Source organism: Ferrigenium kumadai (assembly GCF_018324385.1).
GTDB classification, from domain to species: Bacteria; Pseudomonadota; Gammaproteobacteria; order Burkholderiales; family Gallionellaceae; genus Gallionella; species Gallionella kumadai.
This window is the reverse complement of sequence record NZ_AP019536.1, coordinates 114,703-128,630: the sequence shown is the minus strand read 5'-3', so window position 1 is coordinate 128,630 and position 13,928 is coordinate 114,703. Positions and strand designations below refer to the sequence as shown.

Genomic DNA, 13,928 nt, shown 5'->3' with positions numbered 1-13,928 from the left:
AGAGAGCCGATATAATCCCAACGGCTGCACCATACCATCATTACATCTTCTCGGACAACTGCACATGCCCTCCCGTCGTTTGCTTCTCCCGGTCCTCGTCACACTGGCCCTGCTCATGCTTCCCGCCATATTGCTCGGCTTGGCGGTGATGCTGGCCTATCCGACCCTGCCCTCGCTGGAAGTGCTTACCGACTACCGCCCCAAGATCCCCTTGCGCGTTTACAGCGCGGAAGGTGCCCTGCTCGGTGAATTTGGCGAGGAACGGCGCGCCGTGGTCAAGATATCCGAAGTGCCCACGGTCATGAAGCAAGCCATCCTGGCCGCAGAAGATGACCGCTTCTACCAGCATGGCGGCGTGGATTACATGGGCGTCCTGCGCGCGGCGATTTCCAACTTCACCTCCGGCGGCGCGAAACAGGGCGCAAGCACGATCACCATGCAGGTGGCACGCAATTTTTTCCTGTCCAAGGAAAAAACCCTGACTCGCAAATTCAATGAAGTGTTGCTCGCATTCAAGATCGAGCACAACCTGAGCAAAGACGAGATCCTGCAGCTCTACTTCAACCAGATCTATCTTGGCCAACGCGCCTACGGTTTCGCCGCCGCCGCCCAGATCTATTTCGGCAAACCGCTCAGCCAGGTCACCGTCGCCGAGGCTGCCATGCTCGCGGGATTACCCAAGGCCCCCTCCTCCTACAACCCCGTCGTCAACCCGAAACGCGCCAAGCTGCGCCAGCTCTACGTTCTGCGCCGCATGCACGAACTGAATTTCATCAACGACGAGCAATTTCAACTCGCCCAGCAACAACCCATCGTAGCCAAGCGCGGCAGTCAGGAATTCGGCGTCAAATCGGACTACATCGCGGAAATGGTGCGCCAGGCTATCTATGACCGATATCAGGACGACGCCTATACGCAGGGATTCAAGGTGTACACCACCATTCGGCAACAGGACCAGCTCGCTGCCTATCAGGCGGTACGCAAGGGTGTGCTGGATTATGACCGCCGCCACGGCTACCGCGGCCCGGAAGGCTTTGTCGACTTGCGCAACGGCAGCGGCGAAGAGCAGCTGGATGAAGCACTGCAGGAATTCAGCGACAGCGACGATCTGATCCCCGCCGTCGTACTGGCCGCCTCGCCCAAACTGGTTCGTGCCTATGGCAAGGGCGGAGAGATCACCGAAGTCAGCGGCGAAGGCCTGCGCTTTGCACAGCGAGCCTTGAGCGACAAGGTCGCGCTGAACCAGCGCATCAATCCCGGCTCGATCATCCGGCTGCAAAAGGACGAAAAGGGTATCTGGCAAATCAGCCAGCTGCCGCAGGTGGAAGCCGCCTTCGTTTCCGGCGATCCCCGCAGTGGCGCAATCTACTCCCTGGTCGGCGGATTCGATTTCAACCGCACCCAGTTCAACCACATCACCCAGGCGTGGCGCCAACCCGGCTCCAGCTTCAAGCCATTCATCTATTCCGCCGCCTTGGAAAAGGGATTCACGCCCGCGACCATCATCAACGATGCGCCGCTGACCTTCGATGCCGAACAGACCGGCAGCGAACCCTGGCAGCCGAAAAATTACGACGGCACATACGACGGGCCGATGCGCATGCGCAAAGCGCTGACCAAATCCAAGAACCTGGTCTCCATCCGTATCCTGCAGTCCATTACTCCGCAATACGCCCAGGACTACATCACCAAGTTCGGCTTCGAGGCCGACAAACACCCACCCTACCTGACCATGGCGCTGGGTGCGGGCTCCGTGACCCCCATGCAAATGCTGACGGGCTATTCGGTGTTCGCCAACGGCGGTTTCCGCGTCACGCCTTATTTCATCCAGCGCATCGAAGACGCGCGCGGCAACGTACTGAGCACGACCACGCCGGTCATTGCAGGAGAGGGCGCGGAACAGGTCATCGATGTGCGCAACGCCTACACCATGGTGAGCATGATGCAGGACGTGGTGCGGCATGGCACCGCGATACGCGCCATGCAACTCGGCCGCGACGATCTGGCGGGAAAGACCGGCACTACCAGTGAATCGGTTGATGCATGGTTCTGTGGCTTCCAGCCCACTGTGGTCGGTATTTCCTGGATTGGTTTCGACCAGCCGCGCAGCCTCGGCGACAAGGAAACCGGCGGGGGCGCTGCATTGCCGATGTGGATCGACTACATGGGTAAAGTCCTCAAGGATGTACCCCAGGCCACTTATGCCATGCCGGAAAACATGGTCGCCGCGCGCATCAATGAAGCCGGGCACCGCGACGAGAACGGCCCGCTGGTCGAGTACTTCTACCAGGAAAACGTTCCGGCTGAACAACCACTACCCCCGCCGACAGAAGACAGCAAGCCGGCAGAAACCGTCAAGGACCAGTTGCTCTGACTTTACCGATGACCAAAGAACACTTGCACAGACGCGACCTGATGCGCGAACAGCTGGCACACCTGGCAGCCAAGCTGATGGCCGAGGACGGCATCACCGACCACACTTTTGCCAAGCGCAAGGCCGCCCGGCAATTGGGCGCTGCCGACACCCAGCACCTGCCGAGCAACCATGAAGTGGATGAGGCCCTTCACAGCTATCGCGCCCTCTACCAGCGCGACAGCCACCCCGGCATCCTGCGCCAGTTGCGCGAAGAGGCGTTCAGCACCATGCGCCTGCTGGCGGAATTCCACCCTTACCTGACGGGTTCGGTATTGAGCGGCACGGCGGGCGAACAATCGGACATCAACCTGATGCTGTACAGCGACGACGAGAAGGCCGTGCTGCTGTTCCTGCTCAAGCACAAGATCGATTTCGAGGATGGGGTGTGGCGAGTCCAGCTAGGCGGACATGAGGAGACCGTGCCGAGCTACACCCTGACCGGCGAATCCGGGGTGCAGACCCATATCGTCGTGCTCCCCAAGAACGCGCAATTCAGCGGCAGCCGCCACCCGGAGACCCATGCGGATATCGCGGCAGTCGAAGCGTTGCTAGCCGCCTGATTTCAGCCAGCGCGCCGCATCCAGCGCAAAGTAGGTCAGGATGCCGTCCGCGCCGGCACGCTTGAATGCCAGCAACGATTCCAGCACACATGCTTCTTCATTCAGCCAGCCGTTCTGCGCGGCAGCCTTGAGCATGGCGTATTCGCCGCTGACCTGGTACACGAAGGTCGGCGCCCTGAACTCGTCCTTCACGCGGCGCACGATGTCCAGGTAAGGCATGCCCGGCTTGACCATCACCATGTCCGCGCCTTCCTGCAAGTCGAGGCCGACTTCCCACAGCGCTTCGTCGGAATTGGCCGGGTCCATCTGGTAGGTGTATTTGTTGCCCTTGCCGAGATTGCCGCTGGAGCCGACCGCGTCGCGGAACGGACCATAGAAGCTGGAGGCGTATTTGGCGGAGTAAGCCATGATGCGGGTGTGGATGTGGCCGTCGGCATCCAGCGCCGTACGCACCTCGCCGATGCGTCCGTCCATCATGTCGGAAGGCGCGACGATGTCGGCCCCGGCGGCGGCATGGCACTGAGCCTGCCTGGTCAGCACCGCGATCGTCTCGTCGTTCAGCACGTAGCCGCTGTCGTCGATCAGCCCGTCCTGGCCGTGGCTGGTATACGGATCGAGCGCGATGTCGGTCATTACGCCCAACTCCGGGAAATTCTTCTTCAGCTCGGCAACCACGCGCGGCACCAGGCCGTTCGGGTTGTAAGCTTCTTCTGCGCCCAAGCTCTTTAATGGAGTGTCGATCACTGGGAAGATCGCCATCACAGGAATACCCAGCTTCACGCATTGCTCGGCGTCCTTCAACAGCAGGTCCAGCGTCTTGCGCTGCACCCCCGGCATGGACTTCACATCCTCGACCTTGTTGCTGCCTTCGAGCACGAAAACCGGGTAGATGAAATCCGCCGGAGTGAGCACATGCTCACGCATCAAGTCGCGCGAAAACTGGTCTCGACGCATCCGGCGCATGCGTTTGTGAGGGTATTGTCCGAGTGTCTGCATGATTCTTCCTGAAAAATTTTATTTTCTTTGGAACTATTTTAGAAACGGCTTATCTGATTGCGTGAATGATGATGAATCATTCCACGTTTCTCCTCCCTGAGCGTGTGTCTTAACCATGTTAAGACTTTGCCCCTGACCTTCCCCTTTGGTTCAGGGGCATTTTTTTGTCTGTCATTCCTTGAGCCAACCCGCGATCACCGCCTCTGCCTCTTCCGTCCCCTGCTTCTTCAGGCTGGAAAACAGTTGCACGGAACAGTTCGGGAAATGCTCGTTCAGGTAGGATTTTACGCTATTCAGTGTCTTGGTCGCCTGCTGGCGGCTGAGCTTGTCCGACTTGGTCAGCAGCACATGCACCGGTTTGCCGGTGGGAGCGAACCAGTCCAGCATGCCTTCGTCCAGCGCCGTCAGCGGATGGCGCGAGTCCATGATGACCACCAGGCCTGCCAACTCCTCGCGGGTTTGCAAGTAATCACCCAGCAGCTTTTCCCAATGCTTCTGCACATCGGGAGGCACTTTGGCGTAGCCGTAGCCCGGCAAGTCCACCAGATAATTATCATCTCCCAGCGAAAAGTAATTGAGATGCTGGGTGCGCCCCGGCGTCTTGCTGGTATAGGCCAGTCGCACATGGTTCGCCAGCGTGTTGATCGCGCTGGATTTGCCGGCATTGGAACGCCCGACGAACGCGACTTCCCTGCCGCCGTGCAGCGGCAGGTCGCGCAAGTCGTTGACCGTGGTGTAGAAGGCCGCTTTGGAGAAGAGTCCCATTATTTCCAGGCCGCGAAGACTCTGTCGGCGGCAGCGATGGTTGCCGCGATGTCCGCATCGCTATGCGCGGCGGACACGAAACCGGCTTCGAACGCCGATGGTGCGAGGTACACGCCCTCTTCCAGCATCGCGTGGAAGAAGCGGTTAAACGCCTCCTTGTCGCTAGCCATCACTTCGGCGTAGCTGGTCGGCGCCTTCTCGCTGAAATACAGGCCGAACATGCTGCCGATGGACTGCGCGCTGAATGGGATGCCGTGCTTCTTCGCGCTGGCTGCGATGCCTTCGGTCATCTGTTTGGCGATCTGGGTCAGACGCTCATAGAAACCGGGAGCCTGTACCAGCTTCAACGTAGCCAAGCCTGCCGCCACTGCAACCGGGTTGCCGGACAGTGTGCCGGCCTGGTACACCGCACCCAGCGGTGCGAGGCATTGCATGATGTCGCGGCGACCGCCGAAAGCGGCGGCGGGCAGACCGCCGCCCATCACCTTGCCCAGCGTGATCAGGTCCGGCTTGATGCCAAAGTGACCATGAGCGCCCTGCAGACCGACGCGGAAGCCGGACATCACTTCGTCCAGAATCAGCACCGCGCCGTGCTTGGTGCACAGGCTGCGCATCGCGTCGAGGAACTCGCGCTTCGGCAGGATCAGGTTCATGTTGCCGGCGACCGGCTCGACGATCACCGCGGCGATCTCATTGCCGTATTCGGCAAAGGCCTTCTCCAGACCGGCCGCGTCGTTGTAGTCCAGCACCGTGGTCAGTGCGGCGATCTCGGCGGGCACACCGGAAGAACTCGGCTGGCCGAAGGTCAGCGCGCCGGAACCGGCCTTGACCAGCAGACCGTCGGAGTGGCCGTGGTAGCAGCCTTCGAACTTGATGATGCGCGAACGCCCGGTAAAACCGCGTGCCAGACGGATCGCGGTCATCGTCGCCTCGGTGCCGGAGCTGACCAGACGCACCATTTCCAGCGACGGCAGGATCTTGCACAGCAGTTCGGCGATCTCCAGCTCGCTCGCGGTCGGCGCGCCGAAACCCAGACCTTCGGCAGCCGCGTCCTGCACCGCCTTCACCACGTCGGGGTGGCAGTGGCCGACGATCATCGGACCCCAGGAATTCACATAATCAATGTAGCGCTTGTCGTCGGCATCCCACACGTAGGCGCCCTTGCCGCGCTTGAAGAACAACGGCGTACCGCCGACCGATTTGAATGCGCGCACCGGCGAGTTCACGCCGCCGGGGATGATCTTCTGGGATTCGTCGAAAAGCTGCTGGTTGTGCGAAGTCATGATGCGTCTTTCTACTGATGTTGTTCTATGGATATTTCAATTCTGCGAACTGCCTTGCCGCGTCCTGAATGTCCGCCGCCGCGAACACCGCCGAGATCACCGCCAGCGCATCCGCGCCGGCCTCCAGTAATTCCGCGCCGTTCTGCACGGTGATGCCGCCGATGGCGACGATGGGCACGTTCAACTCACGCCGCGCCTGTTGCAACAGTTCGGGCGTCGCCTTCACCGCATCCGGCTTGACGCCCGAAGGGAAGAACGCGCCGAACGCCACGTAATCGGCACCCTGCCGCACCGCCTCGAAAGCCAGAGGCGCGCGATTATAGCAAGACACGCCGATGACCTTCGCCGCGCCGAGCAGCGCGCGCGCTGCAGCCACGCTGCCGTCCGTCCCGCCCAGATGCACGCCGTCCGCATCGACCTGCTTAGCTAAACCAGCATCATCGTTGACGATCAGCGGCACGCCAAATTCGCGCGTCAATACACGCAACGCACCGGCCTGCTCGAAACGCAACTGCGCATCGGCCAGCTTGTTGCGGTACTGGACCACCTGCGCGCCGCCCAGCAGAACCTGGCGCACCTTGCGCAACAGTTCCGCCGTATCCCGCTCGTCCGGCGTGATGGCGTACAGCCCGCTAATTCGGACGTTCAGGCCCATTCTCCTCGCCGCGCGCCCAGAACAGACGATCGGGGATATGCTGCCCCATGCCGGGCCGGAAGCCCGCGCTCAGCGTTTGCCAAGTGTATTCCTGCGCCTCCTTGACTGCCTCCGGCACATCCACGTCCTGCGCCAGCAAGGCCGCGATCGCGGAAGCCAGGGTGCAGCCGGATCCGTGATAGATGCCGGACAGGCGCGCCCAGCTGTCGCTGCGGATCACGCCGCGCTCGCCGTACAGGGTGTTGATGACCTTGGGCGTATGCTCGTGCGTGCCGGTGATCAGCACGTACTCGCAGCCCATGCGCAGCAGACGCTTAGCACACTCGTCCAATCCGGGATCGTCATTCTCGTCGTCGTCGTTCAGGGCCAGCCGGCGCGCTTCCATGCTGTTCGGCGTGATGATGGTGGTCTGCGGGATCAGCAGCTCGCGCATCGCATCCAGCATGTCTTCGTTGGCCAACTCGTCGCCGCGGCCGGAAGCAAGCACTGGGTCGAGCACCAGCGGGATATCCGGGTAGTCCGCCATCACCTCGGCGATCGCCGCGATGTTCTCCACGCTGCCCAGCAGGCCGATCTTGAACGCGGCGACCGGCACGTCCTCCAGCATCGCGCGCGCTTGGTCCACCACCCAGTCCGGGTCGATCGGCATCACATCGTCCACGCCGCTGGTGTCCTGCACGGTGATGGCAGTCACCACTGACAGTGGGTGGCAACCCATACTGGCTATGGTCAGAATGTCGGCCTGCAAGCCCGCGCCCCCGCTGGGGTCGGTTGCGGCAAAACTCATTACCAGAGGAAAAGATTCAGACATGACGGGCGCACTCAGGGAATTTCAGGCGCGCATTCTACCATCCAGATGGTTCGCTATCCTGGCGAACTCCACTACGGACAGATTCTCGGCACGCAGTTGCGCATCGATGCCGAGCTGGGCGAAATCTTCTGCCGCCAGGTGGCCGCGCAGGGTGTTGCGCAGCGTCTTGCGGCGCTGGCCGAAAGCCGCGCCAACGACCTCGGCAAACAACTTCTCGTTGCGCACCGCGATCTCGGCGGCAGGCAGCGGGATCATGCGCACGATGGCGGAATCGACCTTGGGCGCGGGACGGAAGGATTCCGGCGGCACGTCCAGCAGCTTTTCCATGTAGAAACGATACTGCAGCATCACCGACAGCCGCCCGTATGCCGGGGTGGAGGGCTCGGCGACCATGCGCTCGACCACTTCGTTCTGCAGCATGAAGTGCATGTCGGTGACGCGCTCGGCATAGGCGGCGAAGTGGAACAGCAGCGGCGACGAGATGTTGTACGGCAGGTTGCCGACGATGCGCAGCGGCGCGGGCAGCGTGGCGAAATCGAACGCCAGCGCGTCTCCCGCATGGATGGTCAGCTTCCTGCCGGCATCGCCCTGCGGATAGTCGTGTTCCAGCCGCGCGATGATGTCGCGATCTATCTCCACCACATGCAGGTGATTCAGCCGCTTGAGCAACGGCCGCGTAAGCGCGCCGAGTCCGGGACCGATCTCGACCATGTTGTCGTCCGGCTCCGGGCGGATCGCCGCGACGATGTCGGCGATGATCTGCTGGTCGACCAGGAAGTTCTGGCCAAACTGTTTTTTTGCCTTATGACTGCTCATGACTCACCATCTCTGACGCCAGCTTGAGTGCCTCCAGCAGGCTGCCGCTATCGGCCTTGCCGGTTCCCGCCAGATCCAGTGCCGTGCCGTGATCCACCGAAGTGCGGATGATGGGCAGACCCAGCGTGACGTTCACCCCCTGCCCGAAGCTGGCGTGCTTCAGCACAGGCAAGCCCTGGTCGTGATACATCGACAGCACGCAATCGCATTGTGAAAGTTTATGCGGCGTGAACAAGGTATCGGCAGGCAGGGGCGCACTGACATCGAAACCTTCGTCGCGCAAGCGGTCGAGCACGGGGATCATCACGTCGATCTCTTCGCGCCCCAGATAACCGCCCTCACCCGCATGCGGATTGAGCCCCGCCACCAGGATGCGCGGCTGCGCGATGCCGAAGCGTCGTTGCAGGTCCCGCCGGATGATGCGCAGCACATCTTCGAGCAACGGTGCGGTGATCGCGTCAGGCACCTCCCGGAGCGCGAGATGCGTGGTCGCCAGCGCCACGCGCATGCCGCCGCCGACCAGCATCATCACCACCAGCGGCGTGCCGGTCTGCTCGGCGAGGAATTCTGTATGTCCGGTGAAGGGAATCCCGGCATCGTTGATGATGCCTTTGTGCACCGGGGCGGTCACCATGCCGGAAAACTCGCCTCTCTGGCATCCCTGCACCGCGCGGCGCAGCATCTCCAGCACGTAGCCGCTGTTGGCGGCATCCAACGTTCCGGGACGGCAAGGCACGGCGAGCGGCACATGGATCACTGACAAGATGTCCGGTTGAGCCGGTCGCCCAGCCACATAGTCCTGCAATCGCAGCCCCACGCCGAGCTGCGCGGCACGCTGTTGCAACAGGCTCTTATCGGCGATAACGACGAAGGGCTCCGCCGCCGATGTTGCGGCAAGCCGTACACACAGATCCGGGCCGATACCTGCCGGCTCCCCGGATGTGATGACCAGCGGGGCGGAAGGAAGAGTTTTGCTCACCGGCTAGTTGTTCTCTTCGAGGCGGTATTCGATGAAGGCGCGATCGCGCAGCTGGCGCAACCAGTCCTGATACAGCTCTTCGGACTTGAAATTGCCGATCGCCTGACGCGCCTGCTGGCGCTGCTGCTGCACACTGACGTCGGTACTGCGCCGCTCCAGCACCTGGATCAGGTGCCAGCCGAACTGCGTCTGCACCGCTCCTATCATGCCGGGTTGCAGCTTGTTCATCGCATCCTCGAATTCGGGAACGGTCTGTCCCGGGGCAAGCCAATCCAGGTCGCCTCCCTGTTGCGCGCTGCCATCCTGCGAATAGCGCTTGGCCTGCTCGGCGAAATCCGCGCCCGCCTCGATGCGTGCCTTGATCTCCATGATGCGGCTCTTCGCCTCGATTGCCGGCACGATCTCGCTGGTCTTGATCAGGATGTGTCGCGCGTGCGTCTCAACGATCACCACCGGTGCGCTGCCGCTACGCTTCTCGATCAGCTTGAGGACATGAAAACCGCTCGGACTGCGCAGCACCGCAGTGGTCTGTCCGGGCTGCAGGCTCTGCAATTCGTTCATGAATAGCGGAGGAATGCGGTCGCTGGAGCGCCAGCCGAGATCGCCGCCCTTGAGCGCATCCTTGGCATCGGAAGTGCCGGCTGCCACCTGGGCGAAATCGGCACCACCCTTCAATTGCGCCAATGCCTGCTCGGCCTTGTCGCGAGCCGCCTGGATCTTCTCGGCGCTGGCCTGTTCAGGCACCACCACCAGGATGTGCGCAAGATGGAACTCCTCGTTCGCACCGCCCATCCTGGCCTTGTTGGCGAGGTAGTTGTCCACCTCCGTATCGCTGATCACCAGCTTGCTCTCCACTTCGCGCTCGCGCAGCCGCGTGGAAATGATTTCGCCGCGGATCTCCTCGCGGAATTTCTTGAAGTTCACCCCGTCCGCCTCCAGCTTCGCGCGAAATTCCGCAAGCGCCGGAAAACCGTTCTGTTGTGCGATCCGCGTGATCGCCAGATCGAGTTGCGTATCATCCACGCGCACGCCGTTTTCCTTCGCGAATTGCGCCTGCAGCAGGTCGGTGATCATGCGCTCGAGTATCTGCTTCTCTAACACCTCCGGCGCGGGCAGCTGTGTGCCCTGTTTCTCCAACTGGCGAGCCACCGTGCGCAGACGGTCATCCAGTTCGCGGCGGGTGATCACGTCATCGTTGACCACTGCCACCACCGAATCGATCCCTGCCACCTGTTTTTGCGGATCGAGTGCTGGCGGGACGGCTTTCACCGCTTCAACAGGGAGCATCTCCGCTCCGTAAACAGTTTGCATCAGGAGGAATGCACCGTACATCATCAAGGAACTTGTTCGCATCTATGTCTTTCTGTAATCAGCGCAATACTTTTGAGGCTTTATCAACAGGCCTGTCATTCAATTTGGTGTAGCCGGACACGCTGTTCTTGAGCAAGCTCAACGGATCCGAGCCAACCTTGACCAGATCATTCAGTTCAAGCTGTATGAAGAAACCGGTATTGGCTTGCTGCGTCCCCACAGTAAAGCGTTGAGCCACAAGGCGGAGCATCCAACAGCTTTGATTATACTCAAGCCCTGCTATCGCCTCCAAAAGGCGGTTGTCCTGAAAAGAATAGTTCCAGCGGCCCACCGCATGCCAGCGACCGGACAGCGGCCATTGCGCGGAAAGATCGGCATGGCGCAAAGTGTTGCGCAAGAAGCGATACCCCAGATTGACCACCTTGCCGGCTTCGGGCCGGTAGCGGGCAGCGATGTTGTAGCGTTGGGTATGCGATTGGTTCGGGTCGAATTGCGCCTCGCTGTCCAGCGTCCAGGCATCGGTCACGCGGCCGGCGACTGCCAGCAATATGTCCGAACGGTTGGTGCTCGTCGCAGGCGTAATGAAATTCACTCGCGGCGGGCTAAAGCTGAACCGCTCACCCAGTGTCACCTTCAGGCGTTCCATGCCGTTTGCCTGTTCCATCAGGCGCGAGGTCATCGCCAGCGTGACGTGATTGGCATCCCCGACACGGTCGCTGCCGAAAAAACGGTTCTCGGCGAACATCTGGACAAAGCTGAAATCGGCCTGTGCCGAATCGAAGTTCGGCAACTGCGCCTGGTCCCGGTATGGCACATACACATAGAAAACGCGCGGCTCCAAGGTATGCAGATAGTTGCCACCAGCCAGGCTCCAGTCGCGCTCGAATGCCATGCCGCTATCCATGCTGAAGATCGGCAGGGTGCGCGAAGCGTTCGGCAGTGCGGCGGCATTATTGGCCCCCATTACATAGTGAGTGCTGTGTATACCGACCTTGGGCGTGAGATAAAACGCCGGATCGCTCAGCAAGGGATAACTGACGCTGGGATTGATCACCAGCCGCTGGGCATTCAGCGCAGCGGGATGGCTGAAATCGACAAATTCTCCGGCAAAAGCCAGATTCGCGCCGGAAGCATACCGCTGCGCGGCCACCGTCAACTGCGGCAAACGCGCATAGGGCACGCCGATCGGCGCGGCGGGATCCTGTAAGGTCTGGTAACGTTGCACACGTGCAGTGGTATTCCACCAACCACCGTTGTAGGACAGCAAGCCTTCTCGCACCAGGTTGACTTGCGACGTTATATTCACCGAATCGGCCAGATCGCGCAAATAGGCATCATCCGAAACACGGTTCAAATTGACATAGCCGGTCAACCCTGCCGCGATGCTCTGGCTATGGGTCAACGCGATCCGCGTGCGGCTGCGGTTTGCCAGCGCGTCATTGGGCAGCACGTCCATGTGCAATTCGCCTCCATAACCCGACTCCAGATAGCGAAACTCGTTGTTGAGCAGCACGCCACGCTTGGTCATCACTCGCGGCGCAATGGTTGCATCGCGGTTCGGTGCGATGTTCCAGTAATACGGCACCATCAGGTCGCTGCCGCCCTTGGTCGTGCTGCCGAACACCGGCGCGAGGAAGCCGGACTTGCGCTGGTCGTTGAGCGGGAAGTCCATCCATGGCGAATACAGGATAGGCGCGCCCATAAACTCCACCCAGGCATGGTGCGCCGTGCCGATCTGCTGCTCGCGGTCGATTTCCAGTCCCTTCATCTTCAGGAGCCAGTCCTCGTTATCCGCCGGACAGGTGGTGTAGGTCGCGTTGTCGAGGGTGTAATGCTGTTTGTCCTGGAAGAGCATCACGTCTGCGGAACCCCGCCCATCGTTCTCCGCCAGATAGAACACTGGCTGCTCCATCTTGCCGATATTGGTGTCGAGATTGAGGATCAGGTGCGGCCCGCTCATGGTGTTGCCGTCCTGCTCAACCACCACTGAGCCTTGGGCATCGACATCCTGCGTATCCTGGAAGTACAGCAGCCGGTCCGCCTTGATGGACTGCCCGCGCTTGCGCAATATCGCGTTGCCAATCGCCTCGATCTGGTTTTGCTGCTTGCCCACCAGACGGTCCGCTTCCACGAACGCGGGCGTTTCCTGCGTCGGTACGGGCATCGCCATGAACGTCCGGTCCATTTCCAGCGCAAGCATATCCACCTCCGCACCGGCGTTGTGCGCGAATGTGCAAAGCAGAGAGAATGCGACGGGCTTGAGACGGAACCGCATAACAATGGTTAGATGGTAAACTTTCACGAGTTTACCATTAAGACCGCCCGGATACCCCTGATATGCAACGCCAGCAACAACTTACCGAATGGCTGCACAGCCTGTTCCCGAATGAAACCTTCAGCATCGCCCCGGCCTCCGCCGACGCCAGCTTCCGCCGCTACTTCCGCGCCACCTTCGCCGAGGGCCGTACGCTGATCGTGATGGACGCCCCGCCGCAGCACGAGAACTGCCAGCCTTTCCTGCACATCGGCAAGCTGTTCGAGGATGCCGGCACCCATGTGCCCCACGTCCATGCGCAAGACCTGGCACAGGGGTTTCTGCTGCTGTCCGACCTGGGCAACACCACTTACCTGCAGGCGTTGAATGCAGATAGCGCACGCCAACTCTATGGCGCGGCAACCGATGCCCTGATCAAGATCCAGCTTGCTTCGCGCGAGGACGAACTGCCGCCCTATGACGAGGCCCTGCTGCGCCGCGAACTCAACCTGTTCCCGGAGTGGTACATCGCCAAGCACCTGGGCGTGGTGCTCAGCGACAAACAGCAAGCTGCGCTGGAAGAAAGCTTCCGCCGCATCCTCGCCAACAACCTCGCGCAGCCGCGCGTCTACGTTCACCGAGACTACCACTCGCGCAATCTGATGGTGGCCGAGCCCAACCCCGGCATCCTCGATTTCCAGGACGCGGTATACGGCCCCATCACCTATGACCTCGCCTCGCTGTTCAAGGACGCCTACATAAAATGGGAAGAGGAAGAGATCATGGACTGGCTGATCCGTTACTGGGAGAAGGCGCGCAAGGCCGGACTGCCGGTGCGCGCGGACTTCGGCGAGTTCTATCGCGACTATGAGTGGATGGGGGTACAGCGCCACATCAAGGTGCTGGGCATCTTCGCTCGCCTGTATCACCGCGACGGCAAGGACGGCTACCTGAAAGACATGCCGCTGGTAATGGACTACCTGCGCCGCGCCTGCGAGCGCTACATCGACCTCAAGCCGCTGCTCAACCTGCTCGATGCCCTTGAGCCGCGGGAAACGCAGGTCGGCTACACCTTCTGACGA

General features: G+C 61.1%; 12 protein-coding genes. 3 read left to right on the top strand and 9 right to left on the bottom strand.

The genetic code is table 11. The features are described from left to right. Positions 1–64: 64 nt before the first annotated feature. Positions 65–2,374, top strand: a complete 2,310-nt coding sequence (locus FGKAn22_RS00575; RefSeq protein WP_212786066.1) for a penicillin-binding protein 1A — start codon at positions 65–67, stop codon at positions 2,372–2,374. Positions 2,375–2,382: 8 nt separating this feature from the next. Then, the gene (locus FGKAn22_RS00570; protein WP_212786065.1) at positions 2,383–2,976 is read left to right on the top strand and encodes a nucleotidyltransferase domain-containing protein; all 594 of its coding nucleotides are present in this window, start codon (positions 2,383–2,385) and stop codon (positions 2,974–2,976) included. Here the strand turns inward: FGKAn22_RS00570 and hemB are convergent. The 9 genes from hemB to FGKAn22_RS00525 form a co-directional block, all read right to left on the bottom strand. Continuing rightward, positions 2,965–3,972, bottom strand: a complete 1,008-nt coding sequence (gene hemB / locus FGKAn22_RS00565; RefSeq protein WP_212786064.1) for a porphobilinogen synthase — start codon at positions 3,970–3,972, stop codon at positions 2,965–2,967. The genes FGKAn22_RS00570 and hemB overlap by 12 nt on opposite strands. 171 nt (positions 3,973–4,143) lie before the next feature. Further along, a complete protein-coding gene (gene yihA, locus FGKAn22_RS00560) occupies positions 4,144–4,737 on the bottom strand; it encodes a ribosome biogenesis GTP-binding protein YihA/YsxC (RefSeq protein WP_212786063.1) in 594 nt (197 codons plus the stop codon). Then, entirely contained in the window at positions 4,737–6,020 is a 1,284-nt protein-coding gene (gene hemL, locus FGKAn22_RS00555; protein WP_212786062.1) for a glutamate-1-semialdehyde 2,1-aminomutase, read from the bottom strand. The genes yihA and hemL overlap by 1 nt, the downstream gene beginning before the upstream one ends. A gap of 25 nt (positions 6,021–6,045) precedes the next feature. Next, positions 6,046–6,675, bottom strand: a complete 630-nt coding sequence (thiE, locus tag FGKAn22_RS00550; RefSeq protein WP_212786061.1) for a thiamine phosphate synthase — start codon at positions 6,673–6,675, stop codon at positions 6,046–6,048. Further along, positions 6,653–7,486 (bottom strand): bifunctional hydroxymethylpyrimidine kinase/phosphomethylpyrimidine kinase, encoded by an 834-nt coding sequence (thiD, locus tag FGKAn22_RS00545; protein WP_212786060.1) that lies wholly within the window; start codon positions 7,484–7,486, stop codon positions 6,653–6,655. The genes thiE and thiD overlap by 23 nt, the downstream gene beginning before the upstream one ends. A 21-nt stretch (positions 7,487–7,507) precedes the next feature. Then, the gene (rsmA, locus tag FGKAn22_RS00540) at positions 7,508–8,302 is read right to left on the bottom strand and encodes a 16S rRNA (adenine(1518)-N(6)/adenine(1519)-N(6))-dimethyltransferase RsmA (RefSeq protein WP_212786059.1); all 795 of its coding nucleotides are present in this window, start codon (positions 8,300–8,302) and stop codon (positions 7,508–7,510) included. Further along, a complete protein-coding gene (gene pdxA / locus FGKAn22_RS00535) occupies positions 8,289–9,281 on the bottom strand; it encodes a 4-hydroxythreonine-4-phosphate dehydrogenase PdxA (protein WP_212786058.1) in 993 nt (330 codons plus the stop codon). The genes rsmA and pdxA overlap by 14 nt, the downstream gene beginning before the upstream one ends. 3 nt (positions 9,282–9,284) lie before the next feature. Then, a complete protein-coding gene (locus tag FGKAn22_RS00530; RefSeq protein ID WP_212786057.1) occupies positions 9,285–10,592 on the bottom strand; it encodes a peptidylprolyl isomerase in 1,308 nt (435 codons plus the stop codon). A gap of 58 nt (positions 10,593–10,650) precedes the next feature. Beyond that, positions 10,651–12,792, bottom strand: a complete 2,142-nt coding sequence (locus tag FGKAn22_RS00525) for an LPS-assembly protein LptD (protein WP_246487415.1) — start codon at positions 12,790–12,792, stop codon at positions 10,651–10,653. A gap of 137 nt (positions 12,793–12,929) precedes the next feature. Here FGKAn22_RS00525 and FGKAn22_RS00520 point away from each other — a divergent pair, with 137 nt between their 5' ends. After that, positions 12,930–13,925 (top strand): aminoglycoside phosphotransferase family protein, encoded by a 996-nt coding sequence (locus tag FGKAn22_RS00520; protein WP_212786055.1) that lies wholly within the window; start codon positions 12,930–12,932, stop codon positions 13,923–13,925. Positions 13,926–13,928: the final 3 nt, after the last annotated feature.

Coding starts and splice junctions, on each gene's coding strand:
- FGKAn22_RS00575 (WP_212786066.1), top strand. CDS start 65: ATGCCCTCCCGTCGTTTGCTTCTCCCGGTCCTCGTCACACTGGCCCTG.
- FGKAn22_RS00570 (WP_212786065.1), top strand. CDS start 2,383: ATGACCAAAGAACACTTGCACAGACGCGACCTGATGCGCGAACAGCTG.
- hemB (WP_212786064.1), bottom strand. CDS start 3,972: ATGCAGACACTCGGACAATACCCTCACAAACGCATGCGCCGGATGCGT.
- yihA (WP_212786063.1), bottom strand. CDS start 4,737: ATGGGACTCTTCTCCAAAGCGGCCTTCTACACCACGGTCAACGACTTG.
- hemL (WP_212786062.1), bottom strand. CDS start 6,020: ATGACTTCGCACAACCAGCAGCTTTTCGACGAATCCCAGAAGATCATC.
- thiE (WP_212786061.1), bottom strand. CDS start 6,675: ATGGGCCTGAACGTCCGAATTAGCGGGCTGTACGCCATCACGCCGGAC.
- thiD (WP_212786060.1), bottom strand. CDS start 7,486: ATGTCTGAATCTTTTCCTCTGGTAATGAGTTTTGCCGCAACCGACCCC.
- rsmA (WP_212786059.1), bottom strand. CDS start 8,302: ATGAGCAGTCATAAGGCAAAAAAACAGTTTGGCCAGAACTTCCTGGTC.
- FGKAn22_RS00530 (WP_212786057.1), bottom strand. CDS start 10,592: ATGCAAACTGTTTACGGAGCGGAGATGCTCCCTGTTGAAGCGGTGAAA.
- FGKAn22_RS00525 (WP_246487415.1), bottom strand. CDS start 12,792: ATGCTTGCGCTGGAAATGGACCGGACGTTCATGGCGATGCCCGTACCG.
- FGKAn22_RS00520 (WP_212786055.1), top strand. CDS start 12,930: ATGCAACGCCAGCAACAACTTACCGAATGGCTGCACAGCCTGTTCCCG.